The organism is Roseiflexus castenholzii DSM 13941, assembly GCF_000017805.1.
GTDB lineage: Bacteria > Chloroflexota > Chloroflexia > Chloroflexales > Roseiflexaceae > Roseiflexus > Roseiflexus castenholzii.
Map to the genome: position 1 here is coordinate 4,510,532 of NC_009767.1, position 17,945 is coordinate 4,528,476.

Genomic DNA, 17,945 nt, shown 5'->3' on the forward strand with positions numbered 1-17,945 from the left:
ACGCGCTCCAGCAGCGGCGACATGACATGGAGATGATGTCTATTGTGCAGCGCCTTCGCGTGGCGTGTACACCCGCTGCGGCGCCGACGCCGCCGCTACCTGACGCGCGGTGGTAAGATCGGGAAAATAACCCATCGTAATCGCCTGAACCAGAATGTTTCCCAGCGCCGTGCTCTCGGTCGGACCGGCGACGACGGTGCGCCGGCAGGCGTCGGCGGTCAACTGACAGAGCAGCGTGTTCTGGCTGCCCCCGCCGACGATTCGCACAGTCGTGATCGGTTGACCGGTCAGTCGCTCCAGCGCCTCGATCACCTGTTGGTAACGCAGCGCCAGACTCTCCAGACAGCACCGCGCAATTTCGCCGACCGTCTCAGGAACCGATTGACCGGTGCGGCGGCAGTAGTCGCGGATGCGCGCGGGCATGTCGCCGACTGCCAGAAACTCCGGCGCGTCCGGGTCGATCAGGGAGCGCAACGGCGGCGCCGCCTCAGCCTGCGCAATAATGTCGTCCCAGGTCAACCGGCGTCCTTCTTCATTCCAGCGCCGCTGGCACTCCTGCAACAGCCATAGCCCACTCACGTTTTTCAGCAGGCGGATGGCGCCGTAGACGCCACCCTCGTTCGTGACATTCAGTTGGCGCGCCTCGGCGCTGATCAGCGGTTCCGTGCGTTCGACACCAACCAGACTCCACGTTCCGCTGCTGATGTAGGCGCTGTGCGCATCGAGACCCGGAATGCCCGCCACGGCGCTGGCGGTGTCGTGGGTTCCAACGGCGATGACCTCAATTGGACGGTGCAGTCCCACAGCGTTCTGGACTTCCGGCAGCAATGGACCAAGGCGCGACCCCGGCATGATCAGCGGCGGGAGGATGTGCGTCGGCAACCCCAGACGCTCAAGCAGATCAATCGCCCATGCGCGCTGGCGCGCGTCGAGAACCATGGTTGTCGTGGCGTTGGTGTACTCCGCGACCCGCGTTCCGGTCAACCAGAAATGAAAGAGATCGGGCATGAGCAGTAACGTCGCCGCCGCTGCCAGGCGAGAACCGTCGCGTTCGGCATACAACTGGTACAGGGTATTGAACGGGAGGCGCTGCAAGCCAGTGCGCTCATACAGTTCTTCCGGCGGAATGATGGCATCGACCAGTTCGGCTATTCCCTCGTTGCGCGGGTCGCGGTAGGCGTAGGGGTCGCCGATCAGCGCGCCGCGTTCATCGAGCAGCGCGTAATCGACAGCCCACGTATCGATGCCGATGCTGACGAGCAGCGCCTGGTTCTCCCAGGTTGCGTAGCGTCGCACTCCGGTCTGAATCTCGCGCCAGAGCCGGTTGACATCCCAAACCAGATGACCATCGCGCTCCAACATGCCGTTGGCGAAGCGATGAACCTCTTCCAGCGCAATGTGGCTTCCATCCCAGCGTCCGAGCATCACCCGACCGCTGGACGCGCCGATATCAACCGCCAGAATGTGCGCATAGTCACGCATAGCCGTTCCTCATCACCGCAGGAATGCTTCGTGCAACCCGCCGTCCACCGTGATGATCTGGCCGGTTGTCTGTCCCAGTCGCCGGCTGAGCAAGAGGAAGAAGGCTTCCGCCTGATCGGTCGGCGTCACGGGTCGCTTGAGCAGCGATCGGTCGGCGTAAAACTGCGCCAGTTTCGCCGTCAACGCCCCGGTCGGTTCATCCGGCTTGAAGGGAATGCCGTACTTGGTGAGCGATGCTATCACCCGCTCGCGGGGGAACATGCTGCTCCCTTGCACAACCGTCGCCGGCGCGACACCGTTGACCCGCACCAGCGGGGCAAGATCGATCGCCAGTTCGCGCACAAGATGGTTGGCGGCAGCTTTGCTTGTATCGTATGCCAGCGAACCCTTTTTCGCCACCACCGCATTGACCGAGGTAGTCAGCACCAGGCTGGCGGGCAACCCCTGCGCGCGCCAGATCGCTGCGGCTTCATCGGCGACGATATACTGCCCGGTAACATTGATTGCGAAGGTGAGCGCCCACTGATCATCACGGATGCGTCCTTCCACATCGGGCGCCACGAAGATGCCCGCCGTGATCGCAACCGCATCGAGTCCGCCGTAGGCGAGGAGAAGGTGCTGCACCATACGGCGCACACTGTCGCGATCCGTAATGTCGGCAGCCAGGTTGATCGCCGGTCCGCAGGCGGAAATGTCACTACCCGCCACGCCGATGCCCATGCCGTGCCGGTCGATAATCATCTGCGCGGTTGCACTGGCGGCGGCTTCGTCCTTATCGACGCACACCACGTGGGCGCCCTCATCGGCGAGGCGTAGCGCGACCTCGCGCCCAATGCCGCTGCCGCTGCCAATGACGGCGATCACCTGCCGCGCCAGTTCTTTCTCCGGCGGCATCCGGCGCAGTTTCGCCTCTTCCAATTGCCAGTATTCGATATCGAACGCCTCTTGCAGCGGTAGCGCGACATACTCATCAATCGCTTCGGCGCCGCGCATCACCTCGATGGCAGCGGTGTAGAACTCCGCCGTGACCCGCGACTCGCTCTTGTCCTTGCCCCAGGCGATCATGCCCAAACCAGGGATCAGAACGACCGTCGGGTTGGGATCGCGCATCGGCGGCGAGTCGCTATGGCGGAAGGTCTCGTAGTAGCGCGTGTAATCGGCGCGATACCGTTCCAGCCCATCCGACAGTTTGCGCTTCAGGTCGTCGAGCGTTTCGTTGTGCGGATGCCAATCGACATAGAGCGGCTTGATTTTTGTGCGCAGGAAATGGTCGGGGCAACTGGTTCCCAGTTCCGCCAGACGCGGCGCATCGACGCTGTTGACAAAGCGCAGCGTGGCGTCATCGTCCTGAATCGTCGCAATGAACCGTCGCTCCCGACTGATCTGACCGCGCAGCCAGGGCAGAATGGTCGCAAATGCCGCGCGTCGGCGGTCGAACGGCAACGCTTCGCACTTCGGTCCGCCGAACGTTGCAGCGCCGCGGTCGCGCTCCTCGATGTACGTGGCGGCGCGCTCGATCAGATCGAGGGTACGCTCGTAGCACTCCCGGTCATCATCAGCCCAGTTGATCAACCCATGCCCGCCCAGGATCACCCCATGCGCCTGCGGATGCTCGCGGCAAATGCGTTCGAGCGTCAGTCCGAGATCGAAACCGGGACGCTGCCAGGGCGTCCAGATCACTTCATCACCATAGATCGCGCGGGTCAGGCGCTCGCCGTTGCGCGCAGCAGCGATGGCGATCACCGCATTCGGATGCATGTGATCGACGTGGCGGTAGGGAATGAAGGCGTGGAGCGGCGTATCAATCGAAGAAGCACGCGGATTCAGGTTGAACGTGCAGTGCGGATAGAGATTGACCATTGCATCTTCGGCGGCGCTCTTCGGCCCGCGCAACGGATCGCGCAGGTAGATCGAGCGCAGCGTGAAGAGTTTTTTCAGATCGAGCGAAGCAAAGTTCGCCCGCGTACTCGTGCGCAGGTCGCCGCCGGACCCCTTGACCCACAAGACCTCGACCGACTCGCCGGTCAACGGATCACGTTCCATGATCTTCGCCGATGTGTTGCCGCCGCCGGTATTGGTGATGCGCTGATCGCTGCCCAGCAGGTTAGAACGATAGACCAGCCGCCCGACCGGATCGAGCGTCGCGGCACAGGCGTCGTCCCAGCCGTCATGAACGTGGCGGAATCGCGATGGGTTGGCGCTCATGGTGATCTCCTGCTCCTGAGGGCATCTATCGCTTGAGCATGAGTTGAAATGGAACACAGATAGAGACGGATCGAAACGGATTCCGACGGATTATCGCGGTTCTCGTCATAGGTGAGCGTTGGCTGAGCCTGTCGAAGCCAACGCTCAGTGCTGATATACCTGTGCTGCCGAGCCGCACCTCCTCTGAGCGGGCTAAAGCCCTCGCTCAGTACGTGGAAGCCCCGCAGGGGCTTTCACGAGCTCAGCCCGCAACACCCCAGCACTACCGAACTATTTCTTACTGTTATAAGCCCTGACTGAGATCGTGCAAGTCCCTCCGGAGCTTCCATCTGATAGAAAACGTCACAGCGCACCACACACGCCTTTGCGCCTTTGTGGTGAATGACACATCACGGACGCCGCGCTGCAAGCACGTCGGCTTCATACCGGCGCACCTCGTTCAGAAAACTCGCGCCCACCGGCACATCGTGGCGGTAGCAATAGACATCCCAGACCGCTCCCCACGGCATGCCTTTCAACTCTTCGAGCAGAGCGAGGCGCGCCGTCGTATCACCGATCAACTCCAGTTCGCGCAGCCGGTCGGTTGGTTCGAGGAGCGCCAGCAGCAGAGCGCGCAGCGCATTGCGCGCGCCGATTGTCCAGGCAGCAATCCGGTTGATGCTGGCATCGAAGAAGTCCAGCCCGATGTGGGTGCGCGGCAGAAACCCGCCACGCACGACCTCCTGCATGATCGCCTGCGTCTCGTCGCTCAACGTCACGACGTGATCGCTATCCCAGCGCACGCCACGACTGACGTGCAACAGAATGTCACGCACATAGAGCAGAACGGACGAAATCTTGTCGGAGACGAGTTCGGTCGGATGGAAATGACCGGTATCCAGGCAGAGGATCAAACCCGGTCGATTGATGGCGTACCCCAGGTAGAACTCGTGCGAGCCAACGACGTAACTTTCCGAGCCGATACCGAAGAGTTTGGCTTCCACCGCATCACAGTTGTGCGCCGGATCGAGCGGCTCCGCCAGGATTGTGTCAAGCGATTCACGCAGACGCTGACGTGGTCCCAGCCGATCAACCGGAGTATCTTTCATGCCGTCTGGAATCCAGATATTCGTGATGCACGGCGTACCCAGCGCCCGACCAAAATGCGCGCCGATGCGCCGACAGGCAATGCAGTGATCGATCCAGAAGCGGCGAATCGCCGGATCGGGATGGGCAAGGGTCAGTCCATCGGCTGCCAGCGGATGGGAGAAACATGTCGGGTTAAAGTCAATTCCGTGCCCGCCTGCCTTTGCCCAATCGAGCCACGCGGCGAAGTGCTCGGGGCGCAATTCGTCGCGCCCAACCTTTGCGCCGCCCGTTTCGGCGTAGATCGCATGGAGGTTGAGCCGATGGCGACCGGGCAGCAATCGGTAGACCAGATCGAGATCGCTGCGCAGTTCGTCGGCGTTGCGCGCCTTGCCCGGATAGTTGCCGGTGGCGGCGATCCCGCCTTCGAGCGGAGCGCCAGGGTTCTCGAAGCCGCCGACATCGTCCCCCTGCCAGCAGTGCAGACTGATGCTGACCGCCGCCAGAGTCGCCATTGCCGCCTCGGTATCGACGCCCAGCGCCGCGTAGCGCTCGCGCGCGACGGCATAGGCGGCTTCGATCTGCGGTGGAGTCGGTGTCGTGAACGTCATATGCGCCTCCCCGGCGAGATGACAGGCTTAATCCAAATGGAAAACTTCTTCCAATTCGACCATGCTCTGATCGGCATAGGCGCCGCTCAGGTTCTCGAAGTATGGCGCCATCATCGCCTGCCAGCGCGCATTGACCTCTTCCGTCGCCATGCCTGCCAGCGCCTTCTCGAAACTCTCGGGCACTTCCACGTACCCGAAGAGCAGCCCGTCATGGCGTATAAAGAGGGTGTAGTTCCGCCAGCCGTGCCGTCGCAGCGCGTCGAGCATCTCGGGCCAGACGTTCGCATGATGGGCTTTGTACTCGTCGATGAGTTCCGGCTTGACTTTGAGGGTGAAACCGACGCGTTTCATGATAAGGCTCCTTATACCAATGACCGGTGACCATCCGGCATGGTCACCCCGCGCAGCGCGCGGGGTCGTGCGCGACCCGCGCCGATTCCGCGCTGAGTTTACCCTGAGCGAGGCGAAGGGCTCGGAATGACACGCATGCGGCATCGTCAATCGTCATTGGTATTACCCCGCAATCATTACAGGAAAGAGATCGCCGAACGGAGCGCTCCGTTCAGCAGCATCCGCTCCAGCCGTGATCAGTCGGTGGATCGCCTCGACCGGGCAGAAACTCGTCAGTGAACTGACCCCTAGTTTGCTGCTGTCGAGCACGGCAATGACTTGATCAACGTGACGCACCATCGCCGCCTTGAGCAATCCTTCCGGGATGGAACTTTCGGTCAGTCCCTTTGCCAGGGTCAATCCACGCGCCGAGAAAAACCCTTTGTCGGCGTGCAGACGCTGCAACATCTCCTCCGCCAGCGTGCCGGTCAGCGAACCAGTGTCACCGCGCACCTGACCACCGATAACAATCGTGGTGATGGAAGGATGAGCGCCAAGCGACAGGGCAAGGTGCATGCCGTTGGTGATGACGGTGAGGTTGCGCCGGTCGGCGATCTGCCGGGCAATGGCATAGGCGGTCGTACTGGCGTCGAGCATGACCGTATCACCGTCGTTGATCAGGCGCGCCGCAGCGCGCGCGATGCGCTCCTTTTCTTCCACGCGCACCTTCAGACGCGAGGCAAAACTCCCCTCCGGCCACAATGGCCGGTCGAGCACGGCGCCGCCCCATATGCGCCGCAGCATGCCCTCCCGTTCGAGCAGCGCAAAATCGCTGCGAATCGTCACCTCGGAGACGCCCAACTGTTCGGCGCACCATTTGACCGAGATCTGCCCGTGGCGCTGAAGCAGCGCCATGATCTGGTCGCGCCGCACTTCGGGCGGAAGCGCTTCGGCACTATGATCGGTCATGGGCTTGTGCATGACAACATGGTATGCGGAAAAGTTGAGGCAGTATAGTGTGGTTTTCGATTTTTGTCAAGTGTTTTCGGGTTTTTTCGATTATGGCGGTGATACGTGCGGTATAATGATGACAGGCGCCGCACACTATGGAGGACGTGTATGACCCTCGAAATCACCACCGTCGCGCCGCTGTTGCTCGACCACGCATTGCCAGGACCACCGCAAGGACGCTGGACGGTCGAGTGGTGGGAGCGCCTGCCCGACGACGGCAACCGCTACGAAATCATTGCAGGAACCCTGGGTATGACGACGGCTCCAAGCGCATTCCATCAGTGGATTGTCGGCAGGTGTATTGAATTGATCGGAATCCCCGCACAAGCACGCGGACTCGGCATCTGGTTCACTGCGCCTATTGGCGTCATTTTGTCGCCGCACGACGCAGTGCAGCCCGATTTCCTCTTCATCCGCGCGGAACGAGTCGCCGCGCTGGTGCGTGATCGCCGTATCCACGGCGCGCCCGACCTGGTGATCGAAGTGCTTTCGCCGGGCAACAGCGCTGAGGCGATGGCGCAGAAACGCGCCGCCTACGCTCGCGCCGGCGTCGCGGAGTATATGGAAATCGACCCGGCGCAGCGCACCGCAACCGTGTATCGCCTTGAGAAAGACGCTTATGGCGCGCCTGTCGTGTACGACGCCCCCCAAACCCTTCGCCTGACCCGCCTGCCCGACCTGTCGCTGCTGGTGACGACGCTCTTTGCTGATGCGCCAGATACGACGCTGTAACAGTCACCCGCCAATCTCCAACCGCCGCAGCGCATGCTCCAGCACCTCGATAGCGCGCAGGTATTCCTCGATCACGATATGCTCATTCGGGGTGTGATCCAGGCTTGAATCGCCCGGTCCATAGGCGAGGATAGGGCAGCCCCAGACCGGTCCGACAATGTTCATGTCGGAGGTGCCGGTTTTCAGCAGGAAGCCCGGCGTTCCGCCCGCCGCGCGAATGCCCTTGAGAAACGCGCGCGCCAGCGGGGTGTTTTTCTCCGCCTGGTATGCCGGGCAGAGGTCGCGGAAGCGCAACACGCCGCCGTGGGAACGCTCTGCAATGACGGATGACAGCGTCTCAGGCGGAACGTCAGGCGGCAGGCGCACACCAATCGTCAGTTCCGCCCGCTCGGTCAGGCCGTCGCTCTGGCTCCAGATAGAGCGCAACGAAGGGAGCAATTGATCGAACAGGCGCTCGCGCCCCTGGTTGTACGCTGCGCAATGGGCAGCCACGTCGTTCCAGAACGCAACCGCCCGTTCGGCAGCCGAGGTCTCGCGTCCGGCGCTGTGGCTCATCGGCTGTTCCCAGACTCCATCGACCAGCAGACGACCCTTGTAACCGAGCGTGATGCGGTCCCAACCGCTCGGTTCGCCGATAATGCAAGCGACCGGATGGTAGCGCCCAGCGGCATAGCGCGCGCCCTTCGACGAAGCGGCTTCTTCTTCCACAGCGCCGATCAGCACAAGGCGGAAGGGTAGCCGCGTTCCTGACACCGCCAGACGCGCCGCCGCACAGATGAATGCCGCGAATGGTCCTTTGGCATCGACCGCGCCACGACCGTAAAGTTTGCCGTCCTCGATACGCACCGGTATTGCACCGGGAACCGTGTCGATGTGCCCCAAAAGCGCCACATCGGGACCTTCGCCAACGATGCCGATGGCATTCCCGGCTTCATCGACAAAACTCTCGAACCCCAGACGCGCCATTTCCGCCGCCAGAACGCGCGCCAGTTCGGCTTCGTGGGTGGAGACAGACGGAATCTCCAGCATGCGGGTCAGCAGCGCGACAGGATCGAGAGTCATGCCAGCACCTCAGCAATCGCGGCAACGACCGTGTCGATCTGCTCGCAGGTGATAACGAGCGGAGGCAATAACCGTAGCACATTCGGACCGGCGGGCAACGCCAGCACACCGCGCTCCATCAGCGCAACCAGAAATGGTTGCACCCGCTCTTTCAATTCGATGCCGATCAGCAGTCCTTGCCCGCGAACCGCGCGAATACGCGGAAGGCGCAGCGCCGCCAGGCGTTCGAGAGCATAGGCGCCTTTTTCGGCAGCCTGGCGCGGCAACTCCTCGTCGCGTATGGCGCGCAGCGCGGCGCGGGCGGCAGCGCAGACCAGCGGCGATCCGCCGAAGGTCGTTCCGTGGCTACCCGGCGGCAACGGTCCGAGGGTAGTATTGATAGCGATGGCGCCCATCGGTAATCCGCCAGCGATCGACTTCGCCAGGCAGAGGATTGCGGGTGTAATCCCGTGACGTTCGATGGCGAACAGCGTCCCCGTCCGCCCGAAGCCGGTCTGCACTTCGTCGATGATCAAGAGCGCGCCACGTTCGCAGCAGATCCGCTCGACATCCGCAAGGTAGCCTGGCGCAGCGGGATGGACGCCGCCTTCGCCCTGCACCGGTTCCAGGATAACGGCTGCGGTGCGGTCGGTGACTGCTGCATCGAGCGCCGTGACATTGTTGTACGGCACGTGCGTAAAGTCGGGCACGAGCGGCATGAACGGCTCGCGGTACTTCGGCTCGAACGTGGCGGAGAGCGCGCCCATGGTGCGACCATGGAAACCGCGCACTGCCGCGACAATCCCGGTGCGCCCGGTTTTCAAGCGCGCGATTTTAATTGCGCCTTCGATTGCCTCCGCGCCTGAATTGCACAGGAAGATTCTGGCGGCGAAAGGGAGCGCAGCGGCGAGTTCGGCGAGATAGGCGGCGCGCTGGTCGTTGTAGAAAATCTCCGGGCAACTGATCAGGCGCTCTGCCTGTTCGCGGATAGCCGCGACCACGGCGGGATGAGCGTGCCCCAGGTTGGCGGCGCCCTGCCCGCCGACGCAATCGATGTACACACGACCATCGGCATCCCAGAGGAGCGCACCTTCACCACGCACAATCGCCGCCTGCCGCTTGGGATAAACGCCGGATGTATACGCAGACTCGGTGGATATGATAGACTCACGTATCGATTGCATTGTCGTTGTCTCCTGATTATCTTCCAGTTCCAGAGTGGCGAGCAAATGCCTGCCAATAAGTAACGACAAGCCAGCATCGGTGGTTTCATATGCGGAACTTTTGGACCTTTGTGGAGGCTCATCAAGATATAGCGATTGAGAGCTCACACAAAGGTAGAGTGATACCAATGACGATTGAAGATGCCGCATGCGTGTTCTTCCGAGCGTAGCGACTGGTCATTCCGAGCGCAGCGACGTGTCATTCCGAGCGCAGCGAGGAATCTAAGCGGGTCGCGCCAGACCTCTCGCGCGGCTCGGGGTGACCATGCCGGATGATCACCGGTCCATGGAAGATGCCGCATGCGTGTCATTCCGAGCGCAGCGACGTGTCATTCCGAGCGCAGCGACGTGTCATTCCGAGCGCAGCGAGGAATCTAAGCGGGTCGCGCCAGACCTCTCGCGCTGCTCGGGGTGACCATGCCGGATGGTCACCGGTCCATGGAAGATGCCGCATGCGTGTCATTCCGAGCGCAGCGACTGGTCATTCCGAGCGCAGCGAGGAATCTAAGCGGGTCACGCCAGACCTCTCGCGCTGCTCGGGGTGACCATGCCGGATGATCACCGGTCCATGGAAGATGCCGCATGCGTGTCATTCCGAGCGCAGCGACGTGTCATTCCGAGCGCAGCGACGGGTCATTCCGAGCGCAGCGAGGAATCGAAGCGGGTCGCGCCAGACCTCTCGCGCTGCTCGGGGTGACCATGCCGGATGGTCACCGGTCCATGGAAGATGCCGCATGCGTGTCATTCCGAGCGCAGCGACGTGTCATTCCGAGCGCAGCGACGTGTCATTCCGAGCGCAGCGAGGAATCGAAGCGGGTCACGCCAGACCTCTCGCGCTGCTCGGGGTGACCATGCCGGATGGTCATCGGTCATTGGTATGACACAAGGCGCCGGGTTGTCGGAATGCTTGCAAGGTTTCTGTATCATACCTGAAAATTGCCGGGAGAACACGTATGCTCCGGGAAGAACTTCCGCTCGTTGCGCGTCTCTTGCGAGGTCAGCGCGTTGCTTCGCTGGGAACGCTCGCCGATGGAGCGCCCTTTGTATCGCTCGTCGCTTATGCCGCAGAAGACGACCTGTGCAATTATCTGCTGCACCTGAGCGACCTTTCGCCGCACACCCGCCACCTGCGCATCGACTCACGCGCCGCGTTGCTGATCGCCGAGCCGGAAACCGCCGAAGTTGAGGATGTGCAGACCCTGGCGCGCATCACGTTGAGCGGCACGGTGACGTTGGTGGCGAAAGACGCGCCGGAGCATGCAACCGGACGCGCGCGATACCTGGAGCGACATCCGGCAGCAGCCATGTTCTTTGATTTTGCCGATTTCAACCTCTACCGTTTCACCGCCAGCGGCGCCCGGTATGTCGGTGGTTTCGCGCGCGCATACACGCTGACGGTCGATCATCTGCGGCAGGCGGCGGTCGTGAATGACCCGCCCCCGTCCAACGGTGAAGCGTCGGGCTGAACGCACGAAGGGCGCTGCCGCACCCTCGACTCACGCCCTCAGCACGGGTGTTTCCGTCCGCGCGCGGCGCGCCCCCCGCCTGCCCGTTGCTCAACCCGGTTCCGTCCGCGCGCGCGGCGCACCGGTCACCTCTGCGTGTGCTCGCATGGCTGAACTGCCGACACAACCGACGACGCAACCGTTCGCTCCGGCAGGCGGCGGAAGACCAGCGCCGCCGCGCCCAGCAGCACCAGGGCTGTTGCGATGAAGATGGCAGGCAATCCGAACCATGCGGCGATCATGGCGCCGCACAAGGGCGCGGCGGCGCGCGCAGCAGAATTCACGGAGTTGTCAATGCCAAACACTGCTCCTTCGTCTCCTTCGTTGGTGTAGCGCGCCAGCAACGCACTGAGCGCCGGATTCATCCCGCCGGTCGCCGCTCCGGTCAACGCTTGAAGGATGAGCAACTGCCATCCGGCAGTGACGAACGCCTGCGGAACAAAGCAAAGCGCCGCAACCAGCGTGCCCGCGAGCAATACCCGCCGATGCCCGATACGGTCGCCCAGGCGCCCCAGATAGAGTGCGCTGACCGTGCCAGCAGCCGATGAAAGCCCGACAATCACACCGGTCAGGGTGCTGACCCCTGCACCGCCGCGCATGAGCGACGCGACGTAGAGCGGCAGCATCGGCAACAGCATGTTCGGTCCCAGCCAGTTGAGGAAGCGCGTCGCATAAGCGGCAGGGACGGCTGGCAGCGCCAGGATGCGCCGCCAATCGTTGAGGATGCCGGGTCGCTTCACGCCTTTCGGCGGCGACGTGAAGTGCTCCTGGACGCCAAACGTAACGACGACGCCGGAGATGAGCAGCAGGACCGATGTGACAAGAAACGCCGCGCGAAAGCCAAACGCATCGGCAACGATCCCGCCGAGCAATGGTCCAGCGGCAATGCCAGCCCATAGCCCAACCTGCAACATCCCCATGGCGTAGCCGGTGCGCTCACGTGGCACGAGCGAAGCAGCAAGCGCGTTGATCGCCGCAATCGTGCCGGTGATCGCGCCCTGGATCGTGCGCAACAGCGCCAGTTCTTCCGCCGAGCGAGCGAATCCCATCAACAGAATGATCGCCGCGCCGCCGTACATGGCGCGTTCGATCATCGCCTTGCGACCATAGCGATCCGCCAGCGATCCCCAGATCGGCGACGTGATCGCCATGGTGAGCGCCTGACCGGAGAAGACCATACCGGCCCAGAACTCAAGACTCAAGCCGGTGTTTGTTCCCAGTTGCTCGACGTAGAGCGGCAGGAACGGGAAGAACATCCCGAAACCGATAGCCGATACCAGTTGCGCAGCGACCAGAATGAAGAGGGTACGTTGCCAGCGTGTCATACAACTCCAATATGCTACAATGCTAGCAAACTCGCATTCGAGCGTCTCATACCTGACGGCGCCTTCGCCTGCCGGTGCGTGCACGCGCGGTTCGGCGACGCGCCCGGCGCCAGGGTGTCATACAACTCCAATATGCTACGATGCTGGCAAACTCGCATTCGAGCGTGTCATACCTGACAGCGCCTTCGCCTGCCGGTGCGTGCGCGCGCGGTTCGGCGACGCGCCCGGCGCCAGCGTGTCATACAACCCCAATATGCTACGATGCTAGCAAACTCGCATTCGAGCGTCTCATACCTGACGGCGCCCTCGCCTGCCGGTGCGTGCGCGAGCGGTTCGGCGACGCGCCCGGCGCCAGCGTGTCATACAACCTTCCAGCGGCGCCTGTCACGACGCAGCGGTCGCCCGTCCTGGGTGCGCGGCTTGGTGCGATCATCGCTGTGCCCTGAATCATCAGGCGCTCATCCAAGGGATCGCTGCCGAAGGACCGGTTACCGATCAATCACCGGGGAACCTCGTCGAGAAACCGGCCTTCGAGGGTGGCTGCGACGAGCGTGGTGTCATGTGGCGAAGCATTGGTCACCCGGACGGCGACCGGAAAACTGGCGCCGCCCGCCACGGCCATGACCTTCGAACCTGTACCCCGCCTGGCCGTTCCCACCCCTGGAACCCTGTTGTTGCCATAACTCAGGCGCCGTCGATGAAGCACTCAATCAGGTCCGGTCGTCCGCGTGCTTTTGAGGTCCTGCGCCAGTGCCCGGAGGAGGCGCTCCCAAACGCCGGTCCGCACCCATTCCTGGAACCGCCGGTGGCAGGTCTAGGATGAAGGGTCCTGATCGGTCCAGTCGTTCCAGGGAGCGCCCGTGATGCCCGCCGCAACCACCGCGTTGATCCCTGCCGAGGAGTCCTGATCGGTCCGGTCGTTCCAGGGAGCACCCGTGATGCCCGCCGCAACCACCGCGTTGATCCCTGCCGAGGAGTCCTGATCGGTCCGGTCGTTCCAGGGAGCGCCCGTGATGCCCGCCGCAACCACCGCGTTGATCCCTGCCGAGGAGTCCTGATCGGTCCGGTCGTTCCAGGGAGCGCCCGTGATGCCCGCCACAACCACCGCGTTGATCCCTGCCGAGGAGTCCTGATCAGTCCGGTCGTTCCAGGGAGCGCCCGTGCGCAGGATCCACCGCATGCCGTTCAACCCACCTCGATCATCCACGCGGGACCGCCCGCGTCCATCGGGCAGTCTGGGAATCCTGGGGATGAGCGGCCCGACAACAGCCCATTGCTCGTCGGTCACGTCCATCGCTCCACCTCGATCTCAGCGGCTTTCGAGATTGAATCTGACCATTTTTGAGATAACTTCTAAACTCGACTTTATCCATCTGTGCCGCTCACGCAGCATAGGCGAGCGCATCAGTCAGGCGAACAAGTAACGACTTCGGGATTTTGACCATGTCGGCTTCCGCAGGCGACATCCAAGAAATGGTGACCGGCCAGAGCTGCTTGCGGACGAAGGCCAGTGTGTCGCTGAAGGTCGGCAGCGCCTTGGTGTACCAGGCCGCCTGCCTCACGGGCAACTCGCCTGCTTGGAGTAGGTGATGGGCGAACAGCGTCACGAGCGAGAACAACCCCAACAGCACCGGTGTCGTACGCAGGATCGCCAGGTCCGACCACTGGCGCTGGGTCTCGATGCCCAAGTGTGCTCGCGCTTCCTCGAACGTGACCTCCACCTGCCAGCGCATCACGAACCACTCCACAATCTCCTTGGGGGTAGCCGCCGGGTTCGTGCTCAGCAGCGCCTGGGCCTCAAACTTCCCATCGGGGTCGGTAATGAGCACCCAGCGAATGCTCACCGGCGGCAAGCCACTGTGATACCAGACCGCCGTTGCCGATGCCAGCCGCACCGTTCGCGTCGTTCCGCCATACCAACGCACGCTCGTGTGCTGCCAGTCTGTGGTCGGGTCGCTGAGCCGCTGCTCCAGGGTCGGCTGCCGTGCGCCTTTCTTGCGCGGCCGACCGGGTCGCCCTGCTGGGTGCACGTACGCCGTGTCGTACAAGGCCGCATCCAAGCGCAAGCGCGTGACCACGGTAACGGGGTTGGGCAAGCCCTGGCAGGCGGCAAGCAGTTCGAGCGCGGCGTAGCTGCTGTCGGCCACAACGACCAGCACGCGCTCGGGCAGCCACTGACGGACTTGGAAGATGATCTGACGCGCCCAGTCGGTGAGCTGTTTGTGGCGCTTGCCGAGCTCCTGATGGCAGCGCTCGGAGGGCGCCAGGACGGTCAGAAAGGGCAAGGCCCAAACACGCTGGGCCCAAGGGATGGGGGCGAGCAGCATCAGACACAACCAGCGCAGGCCGCTGGTCTTGACGAAGAACGAGCGCGACGAGCGGACAGGGTCGCGGTAGATCCCCTTGGCCTTGATCTTGGCCCCGCGCCGGCGCTCGATATGGTCGTCGAGGCCGAGCACGATAGCCGTATCGGACGGAACGAAGGCGTCGACGAGCAGGCGCAGCAGGATGCGGCTGGCGGCGTAGGGCGACCAGACGGCGCGGTTGAGGACGCGATGGTAGTTCTGGAATTGCGCATCGTCGCTCAGCCCCATCACCCGCAGCGCCGAAGTGACCGTGCGCTTGCCGGGGGCTAGGATGGCGCCGATGAGCAGTATCTTCGCCCATTCCCATACACGCTCGCTAAACAGCAACTCGAACTTGCGGAGGACCGGTATAATCGCTCGTGGCAGGTTGCGCATGGCTGGCCCCTTCGTGGTAGTTGGGTTCTAGCCAAGCGTACCCTGCCTCCCGTTTTTCGTCTACCGAATGGATAAAGTCGAGCTAAAATACCAGCAAACTCGCACTCTAGCGTGTCATACCAATGACACTTGACGATGCCGCATTCGTGTCATTCCGAGCCCTTCGCTTCGCTCAGGGTAAACGCAGCGAGGAATCTGAGCGGGTCGCGCAAGACCCCTCGCTCTGCTCGGGGTGACCATGCCGGATGGTCACCGGTCATTGGCATCATACGATGACGGTGCCTTCGCCTGCAAGCGCGCGCGTGATCGGTTCGGCGACACGCGCATCGCCGAGGATAACCCGTCCTACTCCTTGCGCCAGCGCCTCGGACGCACCCAGGATTTTTTTCTTCATCCGTCCCTGTGCCAGCGGCAGATATTCCTCAATGTCAGCGCGCGGAATGTGCCGGACGAGGGTGCTTTCGTCGGGAAAGGCACGCAGCAAACCAGGAACATTGGTCAGCAGGATCAACGTATTGGCGCCGAGCGCCGCCGCAATTGCCGCAGCCGCTCGGTCGCCATCGACGTTGAGCGCTTCGCCAGCGTCACTGGCAGCAATTGGAGCGATCACCGGCAAGAACCCGGCGTTCAGCAGCAGGGTCAGCAGGTGGGTATTGACTTTCTCGACCGTCCCGGTCCAGTCGTCGCGCAGCACCTTTTGTTTGCCATCTTCGACAATGCGGATGACCGCCTTGCGTTGCCCTTCGAGCAAACGCCCATCGAGACCGGAAAGACCGATTGCGTTTACTCCGAGGTGTTGCAGGCGCTCGACAATCACCTTATTGACCTTACCGGCGGTTGCCATCAGAAAGAGTTCCAGCGTCGCGCGGTCGGTATAGCGACTGGTATAACCGGACGGCGAGGTGACGAAACGCGGCGGATGTCCTAATCGTTCGGCGAGGGTATTGGTTTCGTGCGAGCCGCCATGCACCAGCACGAGCCGCTGACCGGCGCGCGTAAGGGTTGCAAGATCGGCGCAGAGCGCATCGTAGGCAATGCCGGCGCCGCCGCCAACTTTGACCACAATCATTCGGAAGCCTCCGCAGATCGGTAGAAGAGACGGATAATCTCCATCGCCTGGTGGTGGTTGATGCCGCCTTCGCGCACACTGGCGCAGCGGATCAACCGCGCGGCGAGTTCATCGGCAGTCGTTTCGTCGGTTGGAATGTGGTGTGAGTCTTCGGCGAGATCATCGGCATACGGAACGATGCGGGCACGGATGTCTTCGGGACGACGCAAGACCAGACGCTCCCGTTCGCGCCAGAAGCGCACATTGCTCTTGCCGCAACCGAAGCATGCCAGCACCGGCGTGCGCAGCGGCATGTCGTAGGGCGGCAGCGCCCCGGCATAGGCGCTATTGCCGAGGTCAATCGCCTGCTGCCCGTCGTATCCTTGCTCTCGCGCCAGACGGAACGCGCGCAGGGTGGTGTCGGCGTGCACGCCCGAACCGTCGTACTCGGTGTTCGACGAAAACGGACTACGGTCGAACACGAAGCCGCTGCGCGCCAGAATCCGGTAGAAGAATGCGTCGAGATCGCGGTAGCGGTTGACGAACAGTTCGCCATCGGGCAGCACACCGAGTTTCTCGCGCACCGCCTGCCGGATCGCTGGCATTGAACGCGGGTAGAGGAGCAGCAACCGCCGGTAGATCGCTTCGATCAGCGAACTGAGACCAATCGTGCCATTGCGCTCGCCAATCCCCAGGATTGAAAAATCGGGCAGCATCATGATCCCCAACCGCATGCACAGCAGCAGCGTATCGACATATAATCGGTCGGAGTGACCGATGTCGTTGTGAATATGGCATTCGAGAAAGACAAACCGGATGCCGACCTGCCGCAGCACCGCGATGCGATCGCCGAGGTCGTCAATCGTGCCGACGCCAACGGTATCGGGGATGCCGATGCCGTCAACGTGCAGCCCGTGGCTCGTCAGCCGCTCCTGCAATCGCTCGTAGAACGCGCAATAATCGTCGAGCGGAGTGCGGTAGGCGTCTTCGGTGCTGATGCGGACGCAGTCGAAGCCAAGGTCACGCGCCAGATGGATCGCGTCGAAGGCTTTATCGGCGAGTTGAACGGCATTGGCGTGCGCCGTCGCCTGTTTGATCGGGCTGACGCCAATGTACAGGTGCAGGCGACGGAAGCCGGTCTCGGCGGCAGTGCGGATATCGGCAGCGACACAGCGCGCATGCGCGGCGAAGGTCGTCGTCAGCCCGTGTGCCGCAGCACGTTCTAGCAGGCGACGATTGAACGCCTGACCCGGCGGGTTGGCAGGGAATGACGGGAGCTCGATCACTCCGACACCGAGCGAGTCCATGCCGCGTACCGCTTCCCACGCCTCATCAACAGTCAGGTGAAAGCCCTGGAGCGTCCCATCACGGCATTCGCCGACCGCCTGGAGCGACTCGCGGATGCTGAAGACTCCCCAGCGCATGGCTTTCAGATAATCGAACAGCGCCAACAGTTCAAGCGCCTCGTGGTAACGCGGTTGCGCGGGGTTTTCGTTATGTAAGAAATCTGGTATTGGTGACATGTTCCTCTGAGAGATGCTCTGGGTCGGCGGGACGTCATGCGCTGGCGCGCGCCGAAACCATTCCGCCGCCGACCCTATCGATTTCGGAGGCTTTTCCCAAACT

General features: G+C 62.6%; 14 protein-coding genes. 2 read left to right on the plus strand and 12 right to left on the minus strand.

The annotated features are described in order from the left end of the window. Positions 1-39: 39 nt before the first annotated feature. From RCAS_RS17845 to RCAS_RS17865, 5 genes are all read right to left on the minus strand, one after another. On the minus strand, positions 40-1,482 hold the full coding sequence (locus RCAS_RS17845) for a rhamnulokinase (protein ID WP_012121927.1): 1,443 nt from the start codon (positions 1,480-1,482) through the stop codon (positions 40-42). 12 nt (positions 1,483-1,494) lie between these two features. Next, on the minus strand, positions 1,495-3,687 hold the full coding sequence (locus RCAS_RS17850) for a bifunctional rhamnulose-1-phosphate aldolase/short-chain dehydrogenase (RefSeq protein ID WP_012121928.1): 2,193 nt from the start codon (positions 3,685-3,687) through the stop codon (positions 1,495-1,497). A gap of 389 nt (positions 3,688-4,076) precedes the next feature. Then, entirely contained in the window at positions 4,077-5,363 is a 1,287-nt protein-coding gene (locus RCAS_RS17855) for an L-rhamnose isomerase (RefSeq protein WP_012121929.1), read from the minus strand. A 27-nt stretch (positions 5,364-5,390) separates the two neighbouring features. Next, complete coding sequence (locus RCAS_RS17860) at positions 5,391-5,714, minus strand: L-rhamnose mutarotase (RefSeq protein WP_012121930.1); 324 nt, start codon at positions 5,712-5,714, stop codon at positions 5,391-5,393. Positions 5,715-5,876: 162 nt separating this feature from the next. Further along, complete coding sequence (locus RCAS_RS17865; protein WP_041331041.1) at positions 5,877-6,662, minus strand: DeoR/GlpR family DNA-binding transcription regulator; 786 nt, start codon at positions 6,660-6,662, stop codon at positions 5,877-5,879. A 150-nt stretch (positions 6,663-6,812) separates the two neighbouring features. Between RCAS_RS17865 and RCAS_RS17870 the strand changes: the two genes are divergently transcribed. After that, positions 6,813-7,436: a Uma2 family endonuclease gene (locus tag RCAS_RS17870; protein WP_012121932.1), complete on the plus strand. Its 624-nt coding sequence runs from the start codon at positions 6,813-6,815 to the stop codon at positions 7,434-7,436. A gap of 3 nt (positions 7,437-7,439) precedes the next feature. Here the strand turns inward: RCAS_RS17870 and RCAS_RS17875 are convergent, their stop codons facing one another. Both RCAS_RS17875 and RCAS_RS17880 read right to left on the minus strand, forming a co-directional pair. Beyond that, positions 7,440-8,498: a [LysW]-lysine hydrolase gene (locus RCAS_RS17875; protein WP_012121933.1), complete on the minus strand. Its 1,059-nt coding sequence runs from the start codon at positions 8,496-8,498 to the stop codon at positions 7,440-7,442. After that, positions 8,495-9,661: an aspartate aminotransferase family protein gene (locus RCAS_RS17880; RefSeq protein WP_012121934.1), complete on the minus strand. Its 1,167-nt coding sequence runs from the start codon at positions 9,659-9,661 to the stop codon at positions 8,495-8,497. Before RCAS_RS17880 ends, RCAS_RS17875 begins: the two co-directional genes overlap by 4 nt. 992 nt (positions 9,662-10,653) lie before the next feature. Between RCAS_RS17880 and RCAS_RS17885 the strand changes: the two genes are divergently transcribed. Beyond that, positions 10,654-11,166 (plus strand): HugZ family pyridoxamine 5'-phosphate oxidase, encoded by a 513-nt coding sequence (locus RCAS_RS17885; RefSeq protein ID WP_012121935.1) that lies wholly within the window; start codon positions 10,654-10,656, stop codon positions 11,164-11,166. Positions 11,167-11,291: 125 nt separating this feature from the next. Here RCAS_RS17885 and RCAS_RS17890 read toward each other — a convergent pair whose 3' ends face one another. The 5 genes from RCAS_RS17890 to RCAS_RS17915 form a co-directional block, all read right to left on the minus strand. After that, complete coding sequence (locus RCAS_RS17890; RefSeq protein WP_012121936.1) at positions 11,292-12,530, minus strand: MFS transporter; 1,239 nt, start codon at positions 12,528-12,530, stop codon at positions 11,292-11,294. An 814-nt stretch (positions 12,531-13,344) separates the two neighbouring features. After that, complete coding sequence (locus RCAS_RS23465) at positions 13,345-13,824, minus strand: transposase (RefSeq protein ID WP_012121938.1); 480 nt, start codon at positions 13,822-13,824, stop codon at positions 13,345-13,347. Between the two features lie 88 nt (positions 13,825-13,912). Continuing rightward, positions 13,913-15,271 (minus strand): IS701 family transposase, encoded by a 1,359-nt coding sequence (locus RCAS_RS17905; protein WP_012119472.1) that lies wholly within the window; start codon positions 15,269-15,271, stop codon positions 13,913-13,915. 265 nt (positions 15,272-15,536) lie between these two features. After that, positions 15,537-16,340, minus strand: coding sequence for a [LysW]-aminoadipate kinase (locus RCAS_RS17910; RefSeq protein WP_012121939.1), 804 nt, complete (start codon positions 16,338-16,340; stop codon positions 15,537-15,539). Next, positions 16,337-17,842 (minus strand): beta/alpha barrel domain-containing protein, encoded by a 1,506-nt coding sequence (locus RCAS_RS17915; protein ID WP_041331044.1) that lies wholly within the window; start codon positions 17,840-17,842, stop codon positions 16,337-16,339. The genes RCAS_RS17910 and RCAS_RS17915 overlap by 4 nt, the downstream gene beginning before the upstream one ends. Between the last annotated feature and the right edge of the window lie 103 nt (positions 17,843-17,945).

What these genes read in the sequence shown, in the direction of transcription:
- RCAS_RS17910 (WP_012121939.1), bottom strand. Translation starts at nt 16,340, where the DNA reads ATGATTGTGGTCAAAGTTGGCGGCGGCGCCGGCATTGCCTACGATGCG.
- RCAS_RS17915 (WP_041331044.1), bottom strand. Translation starts at nt 17,842, where the DNA reads ATGTCACCAATACCAGATTTCTTACATAACGAAAACCCCGCGCAACCG.
- RCAS_RS17850 (WP_012121928.1), bottom strand. Translation starts at nt 3,687, where the DNA reads ATGAGCGCCAACCCATCGCGATTCCGCCACGTTCATGACGGCTGGGAC.
- RCAS_RS17855 (WP_012121929.1), bottom strand. Translation starts at nt 5,363, where the DNA reads ATGACGTTCACGACACCGACTCCACCGCAGATCGAAGCCGCCTATGCC.
- RCAS_RS17865 (WP_041331041.1), bottom strand. Translation starts at nt 6,662, where the DNA reads ATGACCGATCATAGTGCCGAAGCGCTTCCGCCCGAAGTGCGGCGCGAC.
- RCAS_RS17890 (WP_012121936.1), bottom strand. Translation starts at nt 12,530, where the DNA reads ATGACACGCTGGCAACGTACCCTCTTCATTCTGGTCGCTGCGCAACTG.
- RCAS_RS17845 (WP_012121927.1), bottom strand. Translation starts at nt 1,482, where the DNA reads ATGCGTGACTATGCGCACATTCTGGCGGTTGATATCGGCGCGTCCAGC.
- RCAS_RS17870 (WP_012121932.1), top strand. Translation starts at nt 6,813, where the DNA reads ATGACCCTCGAAATCACCACCGTCGCGCCGCTGTTGCTCGACCACGCA.
- RCAS_RS17885 (WP_012121935.1), top strand. Translation starts at nt 10,654, where the DNA reads ATGCTCCGGGAAGAACTTCCGCTCGTTGCGCGTCTCTTGCGAGGTCAG.
- RCAS_RS23465 (WP_012121938.1), bottom strand. Translation starts at nt 13,824, where the DNA reads ATGGACGTGACCGACGAGCAATGGGCTGTTGTCGGGCCGCTCATCCCC.
- RCAS_RS17875 (WP_012121933.1), bottom strand. Translation starts at nt 8,498, where the DNA reads ATGACTCTCGATCCTGTCGCGCTGCTGACCCGCATGCTGGAGATTCCG.
- RCAS_RS17860 (WP_012121930.1), bottom strand. Translation starts at nt 5,714, where the DNA reads ATGAAACGCGTCGGTTTCACCCTCAAAGTCAAGCCGGAACTCATCGAC.
- RCAS_RS17905 (WP_012119472.1), bottom strand. Translation starts at nt 15,271, where the DNA reads ATGCGCAACCTGCCACGAGCGATTATACCGGTCCTCCGCAAGTTCGAG.
- RCAS_RS17880 (WP_012121934.1), bottom strand. Translation starts at nt 9,661, where the DNA reads ATGCAATCGATACGTGAGTCTATCATATCCACCGAGTCTGCGTATACA.